The organism is Catenuloplanes japonicus (assembly GCF_000717135.1).
Classification (GTDB): domain Bacteria; phylum Actinomycetota; class Actinomycetes; order Mycobacteriales; family Micromonosporaceae; genus Catenuloplanes; species Catenuloplanes japonicus.
The window spans coordinates 167805-182006 of the sequence record NZ_JNXY01000039.1 but is presented as its reverse complement, the minus strand read 5'-3'; the positions used below and the strand labels follow the sequence as shown (position 1 = coordinate 182006).

Here is a 14202-nt window from a genome sequence, read left to right as displayed (position 1 = left end):
CGACCCCAGGTTGCCCCTGGGTGAGCGGGTGCCGGTGAAGGGTGCGGACCTCGCGCTGCACGTTCTGATTCGCGGCTCGCGCTGGGTTGTCGTGCCGTCCGCGTTTCGATCGCATCGCGCCGGGGCGGCTCTGAGCCGCTTCGGCGCGATGCGCGGTACCTAATTCACGACTTAAACGATCGACTTACAGGACTTTCCTGGCCCTGCTGCGATCCGCGCGGGCTGTTTGAGCTGCACAGACTCATTCGGAGGTGCGCGTCATGGCTTCGCTGTTCGACACCGTGCGGATTACGTCCCGCAGCTGCGCCGTGTGGCGCGCCTGTGCGCGCTGTACCGCGTTGGCGCCGCTCGCGCCGGATGAGTCCCACTGCCCCGCCTGCCGCAGGCCGGCGCGGCGCAAGCGTCGCGCTGCCTGACTTTGAAGGGACTCCCTTACGTGATCAGCACCTTTGACGACGGTCCGTCCGCCGAGGATCTGGCGGCGATCGAGGCCGAGTGGCCGCAGATCGAGCAGGATCTGGCCGACCTGGACGCGGAGATCCGCGCGCTCGGTGTGAGCCCCGATCCGGGGTGGGGCGGTTACCGGCGTGCGGAGTCGATGGCGCTGGCGACCGTGACCGACCTGGTCAACCGGCGCCGGCACGACTGCCTGTTGCACCTGGTCGAGACCGGAATGTCCGACTGCCGGTATGGCTGCAAGGTTCTGACCTGCACGAAGTGCTTTACCGGCGGTGTCGTCCACAACAGCACCTACGGCTGCCGCGCCGGTCAGGCCGCGGCCTGATGGGCGCCGGGGGCAAGACTCCTGACCCGGCCGGCCGCCCCGCCGGGCCGTCTCCCGTGCTCGCGGGTCTGCTGAGCGCGGTGCTCGGGCTGCTGTCGCTCGTGGTCGACGGTGACCTCGGTCGTCTCTGTGCCGCCGGCGCGCTGGTGTGCGCGATGGGCCTGGTTCTCATGCTGTGGCGCGCCACGGGTGCGGGTGAGGACCGGGCGGGCTGATGGCCCGCGTCCGCGCCGTTTTCCACGATCCGGAGGGCGAGCGTCACGGCGGTCTGCCGACGTGGTGGTGGCGCGGCGCCCCGGACGGTTACGCCACGCGCCGTCAGCTGCGCGCTCGCGGGCTGCGGCCTGGCGGGCAGCCGATCGCCGGGCAGGTCAAGTGGTCCGGGGTGGGTGGTGTGCGCACGGCCTACCTGTACCGCATCGACCTCGCGCTGCCGAAGCGTCCGGCGTCGCCGGCGCAGCTGCGGGCGGTCGCCGGAGCTCTGGCCGCGCGCCGGGTCTGCCGGCGCTGCCGCGTGTTGCGGCCTTACTACATTCCTCGCTCGCTCGGCGAGTGCCTGACCTGCCATGAAGGGATTGCGTCATGACCGTCACCGTCGAGCGCCCGCCGGGCAGCGCGTATCCGCCTTCGATCGAGGCGCTGCTGCCCCTGGCGCGTCAGTTTGCCGTCGAACTCGGCACGCTGCCGTCGCAGAACGCGTTGCGGAAGAGGTTCCGGATCGGTCCGATCAAGGCCGGTCTGCTGCTCGCCGCGCTCCGGGCCTGGTCCGACAGTGCCCTGACGCTGCCGGACCGGGCCGACCAGCCGCCCGCGCCGGGCGATGCCTCGCTGACACCCGCGCAGGAGGACCCGGCGCCGCCGGTCGAGGCGGAGACGCCCGAGGTCGCCGAGGCGCCCCCGCTGGCCCCGGCCGTTGCGCCGGTGGTCCCGGAGAGCCTGCCGGAGCCGCTGGCCGTCGAGTCCGACGAGGTCCCGCCTGTCGCGCCGCCGGCCGTGCCGGTGTCTGGGACGGACAAGCCTGCTAAGGCGCGGGGGACCGGCCCGTTCTATCTGGTGGCGCTGATCGCGTCGCTGATCAGCATCGACACGGCGCTGAAGTTCTTCGACCTGCGCTTGCTGATCGATGGTGAGGTGAGCTTCACGCTGCCGTTGTGGTCGGGCATGGTGTGGCGGGTCGAGGACGCGCCGGTCGAGCGGTGGGCGTTGTCCGGCGTCATCGAGATCACGCTGATCGCGTGCGGGTACGCGATGCGGCACGCGGTCCGCCGGCCTGGTGGCACGCCGGGCCTGCCGCAGGTGGTCGCGGTCGGGTTCGCCGCGGTCAGTGTGTTCATGGCCGTCCGTGTCTCGGCCGATTTGAGCGCGGGTCTGGTCCGGGCGGCGCTCGGCCCGGTCCTGGCGCTCGTGGCGCTGCACCTGGCGCTCGGGATCGAGGTGCACGTGCGGTCCGGTGGTGTCCGGTCCGGTGCGATCAGCCGGGTCATCGGTGAGCTGCGCGAGCGGCTGCTGTCGCTGCTCGGGCTCGGCGACGACACCCGCGACGCGCGGACGCTGACCCGGGACCGGGCGCTCGCCCGTGCGGCCCGGCTCGCGACCGCGCAGTGGGCGATCGCCCGCAAGCCCCGCCTGGCGCGGGCGCTGCGCGCGTCCGGCGCGGCCAGCGATGCGGGTCAGCGTGACCGGCTGCTGACCCAGGTCGCGGCGCTGCGCAGCATCGACGACCTGATGACCGCGTCCCGTCCTTCCCCGTGGATCTGATCCACATCCGCTGAATGCTCCCGGGACGCGGCTGATCCGGCTACCAACCACACGCCGCGCCCCTGGCTGTCCCCTCAATCCCTTCTACGCGCCCGGCCGGGGCTGGTCCCGGCCGGGCTGGAGGCCGCCCATGAACGCCGCAGAACAGCAATCCATCCGCCTGCGCGACGAGCGCAGGATGCAGCGCCTGGCGACGATGGCCGAGGCCCAACGTCAGGCGAACGAACGCAACGCCGTGCAGGCGGCCCGCCGGGCCGCCGCATCGCAGGTCCGCGTCGATGACGACGTGGACGAGGCGTGAGCGCGGTGGACGAACGGATGTATATGTTCGCCGAGGATCCGGAGACCGGCCGGGTGACGGAGGTCGCGATCGACCCGGCGCACCGTGACCGGCAGGTCCGCGACCTTCGTGCTGCGGGCCTGTCCGTGTCCATCTTGGACGAGGACGAGCGCATCAGGTTCGGCATCCTCTCCCAGAACCTGACCGCCGCACACCGCGCGTCCACAGCCGCGGACGCCGCTGCGGATGAGGACGTCGCATGACCGCGCCGACGAAGACCCTCGACGAGCACGCCGCTGCGGCGGCGGCCGAGGCGCGTGAGCATCACGGGCGGGCGGACGCGAAGTCGTCGACGTTGCTGGCGATGGCCGGGACCGCGTTGACGCTCGGCCTGACCGTGCTGGCCCGCACCGATCTGCCGCGCGCGGCGGCGGTCTGCGGGTGGGTAACGCTGGTGGTGATCGGTGTGGCGACCTGGTTGCTGATCCTGGCCATCCGCCCGGATCTGCGCGGGAACCACGGGATCGTCCGCTACGCGGCGGCGAGGTCCCGCGCCGAGGTACTCGACGCGCTGACCGCCGAGGCCGACCAGCCCGGCGGCGCCGTAGACGTGCTGCGCGCGGCGTCGCGGACGGCGGTGCGCAAGTACCGGCGGCAGCGGCTCGCGGTCGATCTGCTGACCGCCGGCCTGGCCGGTGTGGCGGTGACCGTGCTGGTGGCCTGGCTCGCCTGAGCCCGTGATGAGGCCGTCTCCGTCCCGGCCTAGCCCGGTGTGATCAGCCGGGCGGGCCGGGAGCGGTGGTGGCCGCCAGATCGGCGGCGGAAAGGAACACCCCATGTCGCAACAGACTGACCCGGCGGCGCTGGCCGCTGCGATCGAGTCGACCCCGCTGGACGGCATGCAGCCGGAGCAGTGGGCCGACGCGGTGTGGTCGCAGACCGACACACCCACCAACGTCGCTGCGGCCGATGCGCCGCTGGAGGCGTTGCGGGGCCTGGCGACCCGCACGGACGGACCGGACGCCGCGGCGCGTGTCGCGTTCCGGGAGCGCGTGGACCAGGCCGCGCGGGTGAGCGCGAACGTGCCGGAGCCCGCGGTATCGCGCCGGTGGGATCGGCTCCCGGAGACCGATGCTGACCGCCGGTTCTTCGACCTGCGGGAGTCCGGCTACTCCGGCTGGATCGACCAGGATGGCTACGCCGTCGGCGACCCGTTCGAGGGCCGGGACGCGGCGCGCTGGACCCCGGATCTGCTCGACGAGGACACGCCGTGACCTCCCCACAGGTCGGCCCGGTCTACAGCCGGCCGGTCTCGCTCCGGGACCTGCATGACCTGGCGCCCGGCGACCTGGTGGACGTCTCCACCACGCTGCTGCCGTACTGGGAGCCGGTCGTGAGGACCGGCTGGTGCGGGGATGACCCGGACGGCCCGGCCGACTGTGAGGCCGAGTGCGTCGGGGTCGTCTTCTACACCGCCGGTGACGGCACGTCGGCGTGGCACGTCGGCCGGCACGACGCCATTCGTGCCCGGCTCGACGCGACCGCAACCAGCGACGTCGCCGGGATCGCGGCCGAGAACGCCATCCACGACCGCTCCACCGCCGTGCGATTCGGCGCGGCGCCCGATTCCCGTTCTGTCAGCGGCGATGCGGCTGACGCGATCGACGAGATGTGAGGACCATGACGACGTCTTTCAAGGTGAAGGCCGGCGCTGCGCTGGTGGTCTCGGCAGGTGTGAGCGCCGCCGTCGCGGTGGAGCCCGGGTGGACGGCCGCCGCTGCGGTGGCGGGGACGTCCGGGATGGTGTGGTGGCGGTACGGCCGGTCCGGGACCCGTGCGGCGATCGATCGGTGGGACCGGCGGACGGCCCGGCACGCGGGGACGGCGTCGTGGTGGGACATCACCCGCACGTCGTCGCCGTGGGCGATGCGCCGCAAGGCGCGGGTGCTGCGCCCGTCGCTGGCGTCCGCGCCGGTGTGGCGGGTGTGGCGGGCGCCGATCACGTCGGTGGCGGTGCCGCTGTGCACGGTCGGCCGGCGGGTCGTGCACACGTCGGTGGAGGAGTCGACGCTGCGGATCGGGATCCCCGGCACCGGCAAGACCGCCGAACTCGCCTGCCGCGTCCTCGACGCCCCGGGCGGTGCGGTGGTCACCTCGACCGCCACGGACCTGTACGACCTGACCGCGCCGGTCCGGCGGAAGCGCGGGCCGGTGACGGTGTTCAACCCGGCCGCGCTGGGCGGGCTCGCCTCGACACTGCGGTGGTCGCCGCTGACCGGATGCACCGATCCGGCGACCGCAGCCCGACGTGCGACGGACCTGGTCGGCCCGCAGAAGGAGGGCAGCGAGGGCGAGCGGTGGGCGGTCAACGGCCGCCGCGTCCTGGCGGTGCTGCTGCATGCGGCGGCCCTGGGCGGCTACCGGATGAGTGACGTGGCCGCCTGGATCGCGAGCCCGGACGCGGCCACCCCGCTGATCCTGACCGCACTCGCCAGTTCGCCGCAGGCCCGGCAGATGGTCACGGCGGCCCGGCAGGCACTCGGCACGAACCCGCGGACGCGGGACGGGGTGATGCTCGCGATCAGCCCGGCGGTGGCGTGGACGACGCTGCCGTCCGCCGCGGACACCGGCGACGTCGAGCCGGAGCAGTCGTGGTCGGTCGGTGACCTCATCGACCGGGCCGGGACCCTGTATCTGCTCGGGGACGAGGACGGCACGGTCGGGCCGCTGCTGTCCGCGCTGGTCGCCGAGATCGCCCACCAGACCCGCCGCGAGGCCGCCGCCCGACCGGGCGGCCGGCTCGATCCGGCGCTCGCCCTGATCCTGGACGAGGTCGCGCTGACCTGCCGGACCCCGCTCCCGCAGTGGATGGCCGAGCTGCGCAAACGCAACATCGCCGTGCACGCGGCGTGTCAGGGGCTGGCGCAGCTGCGGCAGGTCTGGGGCGACGACGGCGCGTCGATGATCCTCAACTGCGCCGCCGCGGTCCTCGTGTACGGCGGCTGCAAGGACGCGGGCGACCTCGACCTGTTCGCCCGGCTCGCGGGCGAGCGCGAGGAGGTCACGCATACCCGCGACCAGTCCGGCCGGATCACATCGACCAGCACCCGCCGGGTGCCGGTCATCGCCCCCGCGATGCTCGCCGGCCTGCCGAACCACGAGGCGCTCCTGATCCGGCGTGGGATGCCGGTCTCGCTGGCCCGCACGCCGATCGCCTGGAAACGGCGTGACGTGCGCCGGGCAGGCCGGGTGGCGCACATCGTGCGTGAGCCCGCACCTGCCCCGGCGGTCCGGCCGTCCGGCACACCTGCGGTGGCTGCGTGACGCAGGTCCGCCTCGACGAGATGGTGTGCCCGCCGCATCAGGAACAGACCATGACCATGTGGCCGGTCGCCGGTGGTCTCGACGTGCTGGCGGAATCCTGCGAGGACTGCGGTTCACGGTTCGCCGCGGCACTCGACGAGGCCGGCGGCAGCGAGTTGACCGTGTTGACGCAGCCGGACCTCTCTGCCGATGCCAAGGAATGGTCGGTGGCGATCCATGAGGCGGGTCACGCGGCGATCGCGGCGGTCACCGGCCGGCAGGTGCTGTCTGCGGAGGCGTACCCGTGGGACAGCGCACCGGCCGACTACGTGGGCAGGGTCATCGTCGCCGACGAACTGAACGCCTCGACGGCACTGGGCTACGTCGCCGGGAATCTGGCCGGTCAGGAAGCCGCGGTGAAGTGGCTGGCGGAATCCGGCCGCGACACCCCGGCAACGATCCTCGGGGCACGCTACGGCTCCCACGCGGACAACGCGCGCGCCGCCGAGATCAGCCGCAGGTACGGGGTCAGCGTGGAATCCGGGCTCGCGGTCTGCCGCGAAATCCTCGACGACCGCTGGCCCCAGGTCCGCATCCTGGCCGGCGATCTGCTGTCCCAGACCTACCTCGACGGTCCCGAAGTCCACCGGGTCTTCGACGCACGCACCGACGACGACACCGACACCTACTGACCCACTGATCACGCAGGAGGAAACAGCCAGGATGCCGCTCTTCAGTGACGAGACCCGCCAGCACCGCGCGGCCCTCATCGCCGCACGCCAGAACCTGACCGAGGTAAGCGACCGCGACCGCGAGGTCACCGACGACGTTCTCGACGCCAACACGGCGGTCATCGCCGCCGAGCAGCCGCTGCCGTGGTGGCAGCGGCTGGACATCGACGCCGGCACCTACGACGACTCCTACTGACGAAGGGAGGTCCGGGTGACCGGACCGACGATCGACCACACCGACGCCCACAACGACCGGCTGATCCGCACCGCCGCGGACCTGACGGGGCTCGCTGACCGCATCGACGCCAGCGCCGCAGGCCTGGCCTTCGACGCCGAGCACGCCACGACGGCACTCGACGCCCGCGGGCACGGCGACCTGAGTCAGGACGACCAGGACGCGTGGGCCGGCAGGCACGCCGACGCGGCGCTGGCCGCAGCGCAGTACGCCGATCGGCTCCGCGACCAGGCCTCGACCATGGACGCCGGCGCCGCCGTCCCGGACGCCGACTACGCGCAGGCCGAGACGGTCGCCGCCGCGGCGGACCTGAACGGCATCCTCATCGACGGTCGTTCGCTCGCGGAGCACACGATCGCGGACGGGTCGCCGTGGCACACAGGCGAACGCGAGGCGTGGGACGCCGGCGAGCACCCCGCGCAGGTCAAGGCCGCGACGGTCGAGGCGACCGGCGCGTTCACCCACATCGCCGAGCTCGGTCAGGTGCCGTTCTGGCAGCTGACCCCGCACACGGACGCGAACGACGCCGACGAGGCGTGAGTTCGCCCGGGGCGCGGCCACCCGGCTACCAACCACAGGCCGCGCCCCGGCCCCTCATCCCAACCCCTCGCAAGGAGCTGGAGGAAACCTCATCATGCCAACCAACGGGCCACCGCCGCGCGGGCGGCCCTCATGAACCGATGGCAGCGGTGGCAGGTCCGCCTGCGTGGCGGCGGCCGTGCGCTGGCCGTGTACGAGCGGCATCGGCGTGACGCGGACCGGCTGATCGACCGGCTGGCCCGCACCGATGACCCGGGCGTGCGAGCGGCGGTGTGTCTGGACATCAGCCGGGAGCTTGACCGGGCGGCCTACGCCGTCGCCGGTTCCCCGGTCCTGGCGGGCGTGCTCGGTGAGGGCCGGGCCGACCAGTTGCAGGGTCTGGCCGCCCGGTACCGGATGCGCGAGCAGACCGTGATGTTCGGCCTGATCCGTGACCGGTCCGGACCGGTCACGGCCGGGCGGGTCCCGGTCGCTGAACCGGGGCGGTTCTGGCCCTGGAATCAGCCATTCGACGAAGACGAGGCGTGAGCGGCGGGCGCGGCGGCCGGGGTGGCGCTCCGGCTATCCCTGGCTGCCGCTTCCCGCCCGATGCGAGGTACGGGAGGAACCACCGGTGAGTAGTGGATCGGTCAACGGAGTCCACCCGGCGGTGCCGGGTGCGGATGAGACGGCCGGGCGGATCGTCGATCTCGCCGCCCGCCGTGAGGCACGTGCCGCGGCGGCCGAGGGCCTGACCGTCGCGGACGAGACGGACACCGAGACGGTCGCCCCGGATGAGGTCCTGGTCGGTGAGATCGTCGATCCGGACGGCCCGGGACGGCTCGCGGACACGACGGTCCGGCGGGTGCCGATCCTGCCGCCGTGGCTGACCAGCACGGCCGCGCTGCGGTGGCAGGCCGCCCGGTGGGCCGGTGACGCCGGCTACCTCGCGGCACTGCACGGCGTCCGGCTGCCGCTGTATGCGGGCAAGGTGCTCTGGTACGCGCCACAGGGCGCGTGGCGGCTCGGCCATCGGGTGCTGACCTGGACGGCCGCGGAGGGCGGGAACTGGTCGTTGCGGCAGCACGCGGCCTCCCGCAGCGACGCCGCGACCTGGCTGGAACTGGACCAGCACCGGATGCGGCAGGCGTCGTGGCGGTGGTGGGTCACCGGCGCCGCCACGATCGGCGCCGGCGCGGGCGGGCTGGTCCTCGCCTCCGACGTAACGCCGTGGTGGGTGCAGTTGCCCGCCGGGGCGGTGGTGCTGGTCGGGCTGGCCCGGTACGGGCGGCCGCTCGACGCGCCGATCCTGGAACGGACCCGGGTGAGGACCCGGTACCGGAAGTTGACCGCAGAGTTGACCCGCAAGGGCATCATGGCCACCGGCCTGGTCAAACGCCCGGAAGACATTGCGTTCGAGTCCGAGATCCGCCGGGACGGCCCCGGCTATCTCGCGATCGCGGACCTGCCGGACGGCGTGATCGCGGTCGACGTGATCGAACGGCGGGAGAAACTCGCCGGCGGGCTACGACTACCGATGGACCAGGTGTGGCCGGAACCCATGCCGCGCGAGCACCCGGGGCGGCTGGCGCTGTGGGTCGCGGACCGGCCAGTCTCGGCGATGCGTCAGCCGCCGTGGCCGCTGCTCAAGGACGGCGTCACGGACTTCTTCAAGCCGTTCGTGTACGGGTTCGACCCGCGCATGCGGGCGGTCATGTACCGCCTCGACGAACGGAACTCGCTGTTCGCCGGGTTCCCCGGCTCGGGCAAGAGCCTGTCCGCGCGGGTCGTGATGTCCGGGGCGGCGCTGGATCCGCTGGTCACCTTCGCCGTGTTCGACCTGGCCGGCAGGGGTGATTTCGACGCGTTCGAGCAGCTTTGCGACCCGAAGCTGTTCGGATCCGGCGCGGACGACGGTACCAAACAGCGCGCCTACCAGATGCTGATGTGGCTGCTGGCGGAGTGCGACACCCGCGGGCCGCTGATCAAGCGGTACGCGGGCCAGGGCCTCAACAGCGAGAACAAGCTCAACAGGGAGATCGCCCAGCGCGACGGACGTCTCCGGCCGATCCTCGCCTCGATCGACGAGGTGCAGGAGCTGATCACGGATCCGGAGCTGGGCAAACCCGCGGCGGCGGCGATGACGAGCATCGTCAAGCGCGGCCGGGCGCTGGGGATCCATCTGCTCATCCAGACCCAGCGCATCGACAGGGACTCGTTGCCCAAGGGCGTTACGAGCAACATCGCCCTGCGGACCTGCCTGGCCGTGCCGAGCCACACCGAGGTCGAACTCGCGCTCGGCACCGGCGCGTACGCGCAGGGCGCGCGACCGAACCACTTCGAGATCGGAGTCGACGCCGGCTGGGGCGTCCGGGTCGGATACGGGCCGATGGCCACGGTCCGAGCCGCCTACCTCGACCGGGCCGCGGTCGAGCAGATCTGCGCCCGCGCGCTGCGCCTGCGCGGCGGCACGATCGCCAGCGTCGAGCTGGACGAGGCCCGCGACGTGCTCGCCGACGTGCTCGCCGTCCTGGAAGACGGCGAGAGCGGGCAGCACTGGGACACCCTCGCCGCCCGGCTCGCCGATCGGCACCCGCAGGTCTACTCCGCCATGACCGCCGACGCGCTCTCGGCCATGGTCCGCGGACTCGGCCTCGAATCACGCAGCGTGAAAATCTCCGGCGAAGTCCGCCGGGGCGTCTACCGCACGCAGCTGGTCAAGGCAATCGACGACCACAACCACGACGCCTCCTGAAAAACCGGCGGCGGGGCAAGTAGCAGACCCGCGGCAAGTAGCAACCCTGATACTCGCCCCGCTGCCGCCACCACCAGGCCCAACATCCATTGGAAGCGGTAGCCGTCCTGTATGGCTACCGGTCGTCACCATGCCCTGGAGCGCTTGAGTGACCCTCATCCTGGCCGCCACCAGCACAAACGCGCCCGAAATGTCCGTGATCCTATTTGCCGGAATCATCCTTTTCGTGACGGCGGGTTACGCACTCGCGTGCTGGGTCCGACCCTTCACCCTCTGTAGTCGCTGCGACGGGACCGGGACCAGTGCCGATCGCGGCCTGACCGACCGGCTCCGGCACCGGCGCCCGGTCCGACCCCGCGCCCCACGAGGACGGCGGGACTGCCCGCGCTGCCGTGGGACCGGCCTGCGCCTGCGCATCGGCCGCCGCCTGCACAACCACTTCGCCCGCCTGCACCGCAACTCCCGCCGCTGACCCGCCGGAAGGACACGATCCCGATGCTGCGCCACCTGATCAACGCTGTCACCTACCGCACGCCCGCCACCGACGACCGGGGCGCCCTCGTCGCGCGGCCCATCGGCGGCGGCCGGATCCGCTACGGACACCCCGACCTGCCCGCGTTGTTCGAGGCGCGCCGCGAGCGGATGATCCGCGACGGCCTCGACACCGCCGACATGGCCATGCTCGACGCCGGCACCCGGCTCGCGCTGGAGAACACCATGCGCCGGATGGTGCGCGAAAAGGCGTTCACGAACGGCGTCGACTCCCGGTGGCAGGTGCTGGCCGGGCCGGTCGAGATCGTCACGGACGAGGACGCCCCGTGGTACGGCCGGTTCGGTGCGGCGGCATGAACCTCTACGACACCAACGACGGCCGGTTCCCCGACGACGCGGACGTCAAGGTCCGCTTCCCTCTCACCGACCGGCAGATGGCCGCGGGCCGGGACACCTGGCCGTGGGTGGACGGCTACGTCGCCGGGCAGTGCGGCCCGGACGAGTGGGACATCTGCGTCACCGGCGGCGAGCCGGTCGACCATGACGAGGACGGCGAGCCGCTGTTCCCGCTCGTGTTCCGCGACGCATCCGAGATCCGGCGCGACGCCCTGTTCCGTGCTGTCGACCGCATCGCCGGCGAACTCGCCGAGCACGATGCCGCATGAGAACCCCCGGACCGCGCCGGATCCAGCGCCGCCGCACCGCCGGATGGCGCATGCCACCCGGCACCGTCTACGTCGGCCGCCCGACCCGCTGGGGCAACCCGTTCACCTCCGCCGACGCCGGGAGCCCGGACGCAGCGGTCGCTGCGTACCGCACGCACCTCACCGCGACACCCGGGCTGCTCGACGCGGCCCGCCGCCAGCTGGCCGGCCGGGACCTGGCGTGCTGGTGCCCGACCGGCCGGCCCTGCCACGCCGACGTGCTTCTCGACCTCGTCAACGATCCGATCGGAGATCCCATGTCTCGCACCATCGACCAGCGCCGCGACGTCGACCAGCGCCGCCGCGACGCCCTCCGCCAGATTCTCGACCTCGCCGACGAGCACAACCTGCGCCTGCCCAAGACCATCCGCATGGACGAGTTCTCCGGCGACGAGACCGGCCCGGCATGGGCTGCGTTGCAGATGGACCTCGACGATGAGCGCAGCGACGACGTCGCCCGGTGGGCCGACGCGCTCGGCGTGAACGAGCGTTCCCGCGACGACGTCGGCCACGACACCAAGCGGTGGATCAACGACAACGCGGCCCGATGGGACCGCGACCCGGCCACGGACTGGCTCCTGGTGTCGGTGCAGTCGCAATGCGACGTGCAGGCTGTCGTCACTCCGGTGGCGGAGGTCGCCTGATGCTGACCGTCGCGGACTACTTCTGCGGTGCGGGCGGCTCGTCGACCGGCATGCACCAGGTGCCCGGGGTGCGGGTGGTGATGGCGTCGAACCACTGGCAGTTGGCGGTGGACACGCACAACGAGAACTTCCCGGACGCCGACCACGACCGGGAGGACATCACCCGCATCGACCCGCGGCGGCACCCGCGCACCGATATCGGCTGGTTCTCGCCGGAGTGCACGAACTGGTCGGTGGCCAAGGGCAAGCGGGTCGACTACGACGGCAAGCCCGTCCAGCCGTCACTGCTCGACGACGACGGGGACGACGCGCCGGAGGCGGACGAGGCCGCGATACGCAGCAGGATGTTGATGCAGGACGTGCCCCGGTTCACCGAGGTCCACCGGTACCGCGCGGTGATCGTCGAGAATGTGACCGACGTCCTGAAGTGGTCGCACCTGCACGAGTGGCTGCGCCGGATGGTCAACCTCGGCTACGCCTACCGGATCGTGGTCCTTAACAGCGCGTTTGCGACCGCGTACGGACCCGGCGCCCCGCAGCTGCGCGATCGCGTCTACTTCACGTTCTGGCGGCGGGAGTACCGCACGCCGGACTTCGCGAAGTGGACCCGGCCGCGCTGCTGGTGCCCGTCGTGCGGGGAGGACGTGGCCGGTGTCTACGTCGACAAGCAGCCCGAGGCGCGTCGGACCATGCGCTACGGGCAGCAGTACTTCTACCGCTGCCCGCACGCCGGCTGCCGCGGGACGGCGGTCCACCCGTACGCCCTCACCGCGATCGCGGCCATCGACTGGACGATCCGGGGCCGGCGCATCGGCGACCGGGCCACGCCCCTGAAACCGAAGACCATGGCCCGGATCGTCGCCGGGCTGCGCGCCAACCCCATGCCGATGCTCGTACCGGCCGGTGGCGGATGGAACACCACCGCACAGCCGGTCGACCTGCCGATGCGCGCCCGGACCACCCGGGAGACCGAGGGCGTGCTGGTCCCGGAGCCGTTGCTCGTGCCGGTCGAAGGACGTGACGGCAAACAGGCTCGGCCGGTGTCCGCGCCGCTGCGGGCGCAGACCGCCCGCGCGGAGTCCGCCCTCGTCATCCCGTTGCGCAACAACGGGGTCGCGAAACCCGCTGCGACCTCACCGCTGCTCACGTTCGCCGCCGCCGGCACCCACCAAGGACTGCTGGTGCGGCACAACACCGCCCGTGGTGACAGCGGCTACCTGTCCACACCGGTCACCGAGCCGATGCGGGCGCTGACCACCGCCGGACACCAGTCCCTGATCGGCGTCGACCACGCCATCTACGGCTACGACACCGGCACCCTGCGGCCCGCCGCCGTGCCGCTGCCCGCGCAGACGACCGTGCAGGGTGACGCGCTGCTCGGGCCGGGGATCGACGTCAACGACTGCACGTTCCGGATGCTGACCGTCGATGAGATCCGGGCCGGGATGGCGTTCACCCCCGGCTACGTCCTGCTCGGCACCGCCAAACGCGACAAGATTCGCATGCTCGGCAACGCCGTCACCCCGCCCGCCGCCCGCGACCTGGTCGCCGCGGTCGTCGAGGCCATCACCGGCGACAGCTACGACCTCGCCGCCTGAGCAGCCGTAGCGCATCCCGCCAGAAAACTCACACACCCCTCAGCAGGGAGCCATTTCCATGATCACATCTGTCGGAACCGCCATCCCGTTCGAGCGGGGTGCGGGCGCCTGGTCGGTCGGTTCCCACGAGCCGCCCGCGGCCGAGGTCGTCGCGCACCGCGTGACGTACACGAGCCGCAAGGTCGGGGAGGTGGACGGCCGACCGTTGACGGAGCACTACGAGGCCGCCGCGTGCGCGCCTCAGTCCGGGCGGGTCTACCAGGTGAGCGCGTGGCGTGCGGCAGTCGAGCTGGGCATGACCGGCTGCCCGGCCGCCGCCTGCTTCGGCGACGCCGAGGGCTGATCTGTGCGCGTCGAGCCAGCCGCGGCCGGGATCTGCACGGCGGGCTGCGGCCTGCC

20 protein-coding genes are annotated in these 14202 nt (G+C 72.3%); all 20 read left to right on the top strand.

The window, feature by feature from the left end; translation table 11 throughout:
* Window positions 1-436: 436 nt before the first annotated feature.
* The 20 genes from OP04_RS42240 to OP04_RS42155 all read left to right on the top strand — a co-directional run bounded on the left by OP04_RS42240 (window position 437) and on the right by OP04_RS42155 (window position 14146).
* On the top strand, window positions 437-784 hold the full coding sequence (locus tag OP04_RS42240) for a DUF6284 family protein (RefSeq protein WP_051799907.1): 348 nt from the start codon (window positions 437-439) through the stop codon (window positions 782-784).
* The gene (locus OP04_RS54105; protein ID WP_157241096.1) at window positions 784-999 is read left to right on the top strand and encodes a hypothetical protein; all 216 of its coding nucleotides are present in this window, start codon (window positions 784-786) and stop codon (window positions 997-999) included. Before OP04_RS42240 ends, OP04_RS54105 begins: the two co-directional genes overlap by 1 nt.
* Window positions 999-1370, top strand: coding sequence for an RRQRL motif-containing zinc-binding protein (locus OP04_RS42235; protein WP_033345603.1), 372 nt, complete (start codon window positions 999-1001; stop codon window positions 1368-1370). Before OP04_RS54105 ends, OP04_RS42235 begins: the two co-directional genes overlap by 1 nt.
* Window positions 1367-2542 (top strand): hypothetical protein, encoded by a 1176-nt coding sequence (locus tag OP04_RS50730; RefSeq protein WP_051799906.1) that lies wholly within the window; start codon window positions 1367-1369, stop codon window positions 2540-2542. The genes OP04_RS42235 and OP04_RS50730 overlap by 4 nt, the downstream gene beginning before the upstream one ends.
* A 130-nt stretch (window positions 2543-2672) precedes the next feature.
* Entirely contained in the window at window positions 2673-2843 is a 171-nt protein-coding gene (locus tag OP04_RS54100) for a hypothetical protein (RefSeq protein ID WP_157241094.1), read from the top strand.
* Window positions 2840-3085, top strand: coding sequence for a hypothetical protein (locus OP04_RS42225; protein ID WP_157241092.1), 246 nt, complete (start codon window positions 2840-2842; stop codon window positions 3083-3085). The genes OP04_RS54100 and OP04_RS42225 overlap by 4 nt, the downstream gene beginning before the upstream one ends.
* Window positions 3082-3555 carry a Pycsar system effector family protein gene (locus tag OP04_RS42220; protein WP_198154173.1) on the top strand — a complete coding sequence of 158 codons (474 nt, stop codon included), beginning with the start codon at window positions 3082-3084 and terminating at the stop codon, window positions 3553-3555. The genes OP04_RS42225 and OP04_RS42220 overlap by 4 nt, the downstream gene beginning before the upstream one ends.
* A gap of 103 nt (window positions 3556-3658) precedes the next feature.
* Window positions 3659-4096: a hypothetical protein gene (locus tag OP04_RS54095; RefSeq protein ID WP_033345601.1), complete on the top strand. Its 438-nt coding sequence runs from the start codon at window positions 3659-3661 to the stop codon at window positions 4094-4096.
* Window positions 4093-4497, top strand: a complete 405-nt coding sequence (locus OP04_RS42210; protein ID WP_033345600.1) for a hypothetical protein — start codon at window positions 4093-4095, stop codon at window positions 4495-4497. The genes OP04_RS54095 and OP04_RS42210 overlap by 4 nt, the downstream gene beginning before the upstream one ends.
* A 5-nt stretch (window positions 4498-4502) precedes the next feature.
* Window positions 4503-6146 (top strand): type IV secretory system conjugative DNA transfer family protein, encoded by a 1644-nt coding sequence (locus OP04_RS42205; RefSeq protein ID WP_033345599.1) that lies wholly within the window; start codon window positions 4503-4505, stop codon window positions 6144-6146.
* A complete protein-coding gene (locus OP04_RS42200) occupies window positions 6143-6817 on the top strand; it encodes a hypothetical protein (RefSeq protein WP_033345598.1) in 675 nt (224 codons plus the stop codon). The genes OP04_RS42205 and OP04_RS42200 overlap by 4 nt, the downstream gene beginning before the upstream one ends.
* 31 nt (window positions 6818-6848) lie before the next feature.
* Window positions 6849-7052: a hypothetical protein gene (locus OP04_RS42195; protein WP_033345597.1), complete on the top strand. Its 204-nt coding sequence runs from the start codon at window positions 6849-6851 to the stop codon at window positions 7050-7052.
* Window positions 7053-7067: 15 nt separating this feature from the next.
* Complete coding sequence (locus tag OP04_RS42190) at window positions 7068-7631, top strand: hypothetical protein (protein WP_033345596.1); 564 nt, start codon at window positions 7068-7070, stop codon at window positions 7629-7631.
* A gap of 132 nt (window positions 7632-7763) precedes the next feature.
* On the top strand, window positions 7764-8159 hold the full coding sequence (locus OP04_RS42185; RefSeq protein ID WP_033345595.1) for a hypothetical protein: 396 nt from the start codon (window positions 7764-7766) through the stop codon (window positions 8157-8159).
* A gap of 85 nt (window positions 8160-8244) precedes the next feature.
* Window positions 8245-10365 (top strand): FtsK/SpoIIIE domain-containing protein, encoded by a 2121-nt coding sequence (locus tag OP04_RS42180; protein WP_033345594.1) that lies wholly within the window; start codon window positions 8245-8247, stop codon window positions 10363-10365.
* A gap of 495 nt (window positions 10366-10860) precedes the next feature.
* On the top strand, window positions 10861-11214 hold the full coding sequence (locus OP04_RS42175) for a hypothetical protein (RefSeq protein ID WP_033345593.1): 354 nt from the start codon (window positions 10861-10863) through the stop codon (window positions 11212-11214).
* Window positions 11211-11522, top strand: coding sequence for a hypothetical protein (locus OP04_RS42170; RefSeq protein WP_033345592.1), 312 nt, complete (start codon window positions 11211-11213; stop codon window positions 11520-11522). Before OP04_RS42175 ends, OP04_RS42170 begins: the two co-directional genes overlap by 4 nt.
* A complete protein-coding gene (locus OP04_RS56730) occupies window positions 11519-12205 on the top strand; it encodes a DUF4326 domain-containing protein (protein ID WP_063746865.1) in 687 nt (228 codons plus the stop codon). Before OP04_RS42170 ends, OP04_RS56730 begins: the two co-directional genes overlap by 4 nt.
* Window positions 12205-13803: a DNA cytosine methyltransferase gene (locus tag OP04_RS42160; protein ID WP_033345591.1), complete on the top strand. Its 1599-nt coding sequence runs from the start codon at window positions 12205-12207 to the stop codon at window positions 13801-13803. The genes OP04_RS56730 and OP04_RS42160 overlap by 1 nt, the downstream gene beginning before the upstream one ends.
* A 58-nt stretch (window positions 13804-13861) precedes the next feature.
* Entirely contained in the window at window positions 13862-14146 is a 285-nt protein-coding gene (locus tag OP04_RS42155; RefSeq protein ID WP_033345590.1) for a hypothetical protein, read from the top strand.
* Window positions 14147-14202 lie beyond the last annotated feature (56 nt).

Excerpts from the sequence above, each read along its gene's own strand:
- OP04_RS54105 (WP_157241096.1), top strand. The coding sequence starts at position 784 with ATGGGCGCCGGGGGCAAGACTCCTGACCCGGCCGGCCGCCCCGCCGGG.
- OP04_RS42235 (WP_033345603.1), top strand. The coding sequence starts at position 999 with ATGGCCCGCGTCCGCGCCGTTTTCCACGATCCGGAGGGCGAGCGTCAC.
- OP04_RS50730 (WP_051799906.1), top strand. The coding sequence starts at position 1,367 with ATGACCGTCACCGTCGAGCGCCCGCCGGGCAGCGCGTATCCGCCTTCG.
- OP04_RS54100 (WP_157241094.1), top strand. The coding sequence starts at position 2,673 with ATGAACGCCGCAGAACAGCAATCCATCCGCCTGCGCGACGAGCGCAGG.
- OP04_RS42220 (WP_198154173.1), top strand. The coding sequence starts at position 3,082 with ATGACCGCGCCGACGAAGACCCTCGACGAGCACGCCGCTGCGGCGGCG.
- OP04_RS54095 (WP_033345601.1), top strand. The coding sequence starts at position 3,659 with ATGTCGCAACAGACTGACCCGGCGGCGCTGGCCGCTGCGATCGAGTCG.
- OP04_RS42205 (WP_033345599.1), top strand. The coding sequence starts at position 4,503 with ATGACGACGTCTTTCAAGGTGAAGGCCGGCGCTGCGCTGGTGGTCTCG.
- OP04_RS42195 (WP_033345597.1), top strand. The coding sequence starts at position 6,849 with ATGCCGCTCTTCAGTGACGAGACCCGCCAGCACCGCGCGGCCCTCATC.
- OP04_RS42185 (WP_033345595.1), top strand. The coding sequence starts at position 7,764 with ATGAACCGATGGCAGCGGTGGCAGGTCCGCCTGCGTGGCGGCGGCCGT.
- OP04_RS42175 (WP_033345593.1), top strand. The coding sequence starts at position 10,861 with ATGCTGCGCCACCTGATCAACGCTGTCACCTACCGCACGCCCGCCACC.
- OP04_RS42170 (WP_033345592.1), top strand. The coding sequence starts at position 11,211 with ATGAACCTCTACGACACCAACGACGGCCGGTTCCCCGACGACGCGGAC.
- OP04_RS56730 (WP_063746865.1), top strand. The coding sequence starts at position 11,519 with ATGAGAACCCCCGGACCGCGCCGGATCCAGCGCCGCCGCACCGCCGGA.
- OP04_RS42160 (WP_033345591.1), top strand. The coding sequence starts at position 12,205 with ATGCTGACCGTCGCGGACTACTTCTGCGGTGCGGGCGGCTCGTCGACC.
- OP04_RS42155 (WP_033345590.1), top strand. The coding sequence starts at position 13,862 with ATGATCACATCTGTCGGAACCGCCATCCCGTTCGAGCGGGGTGCGGGC.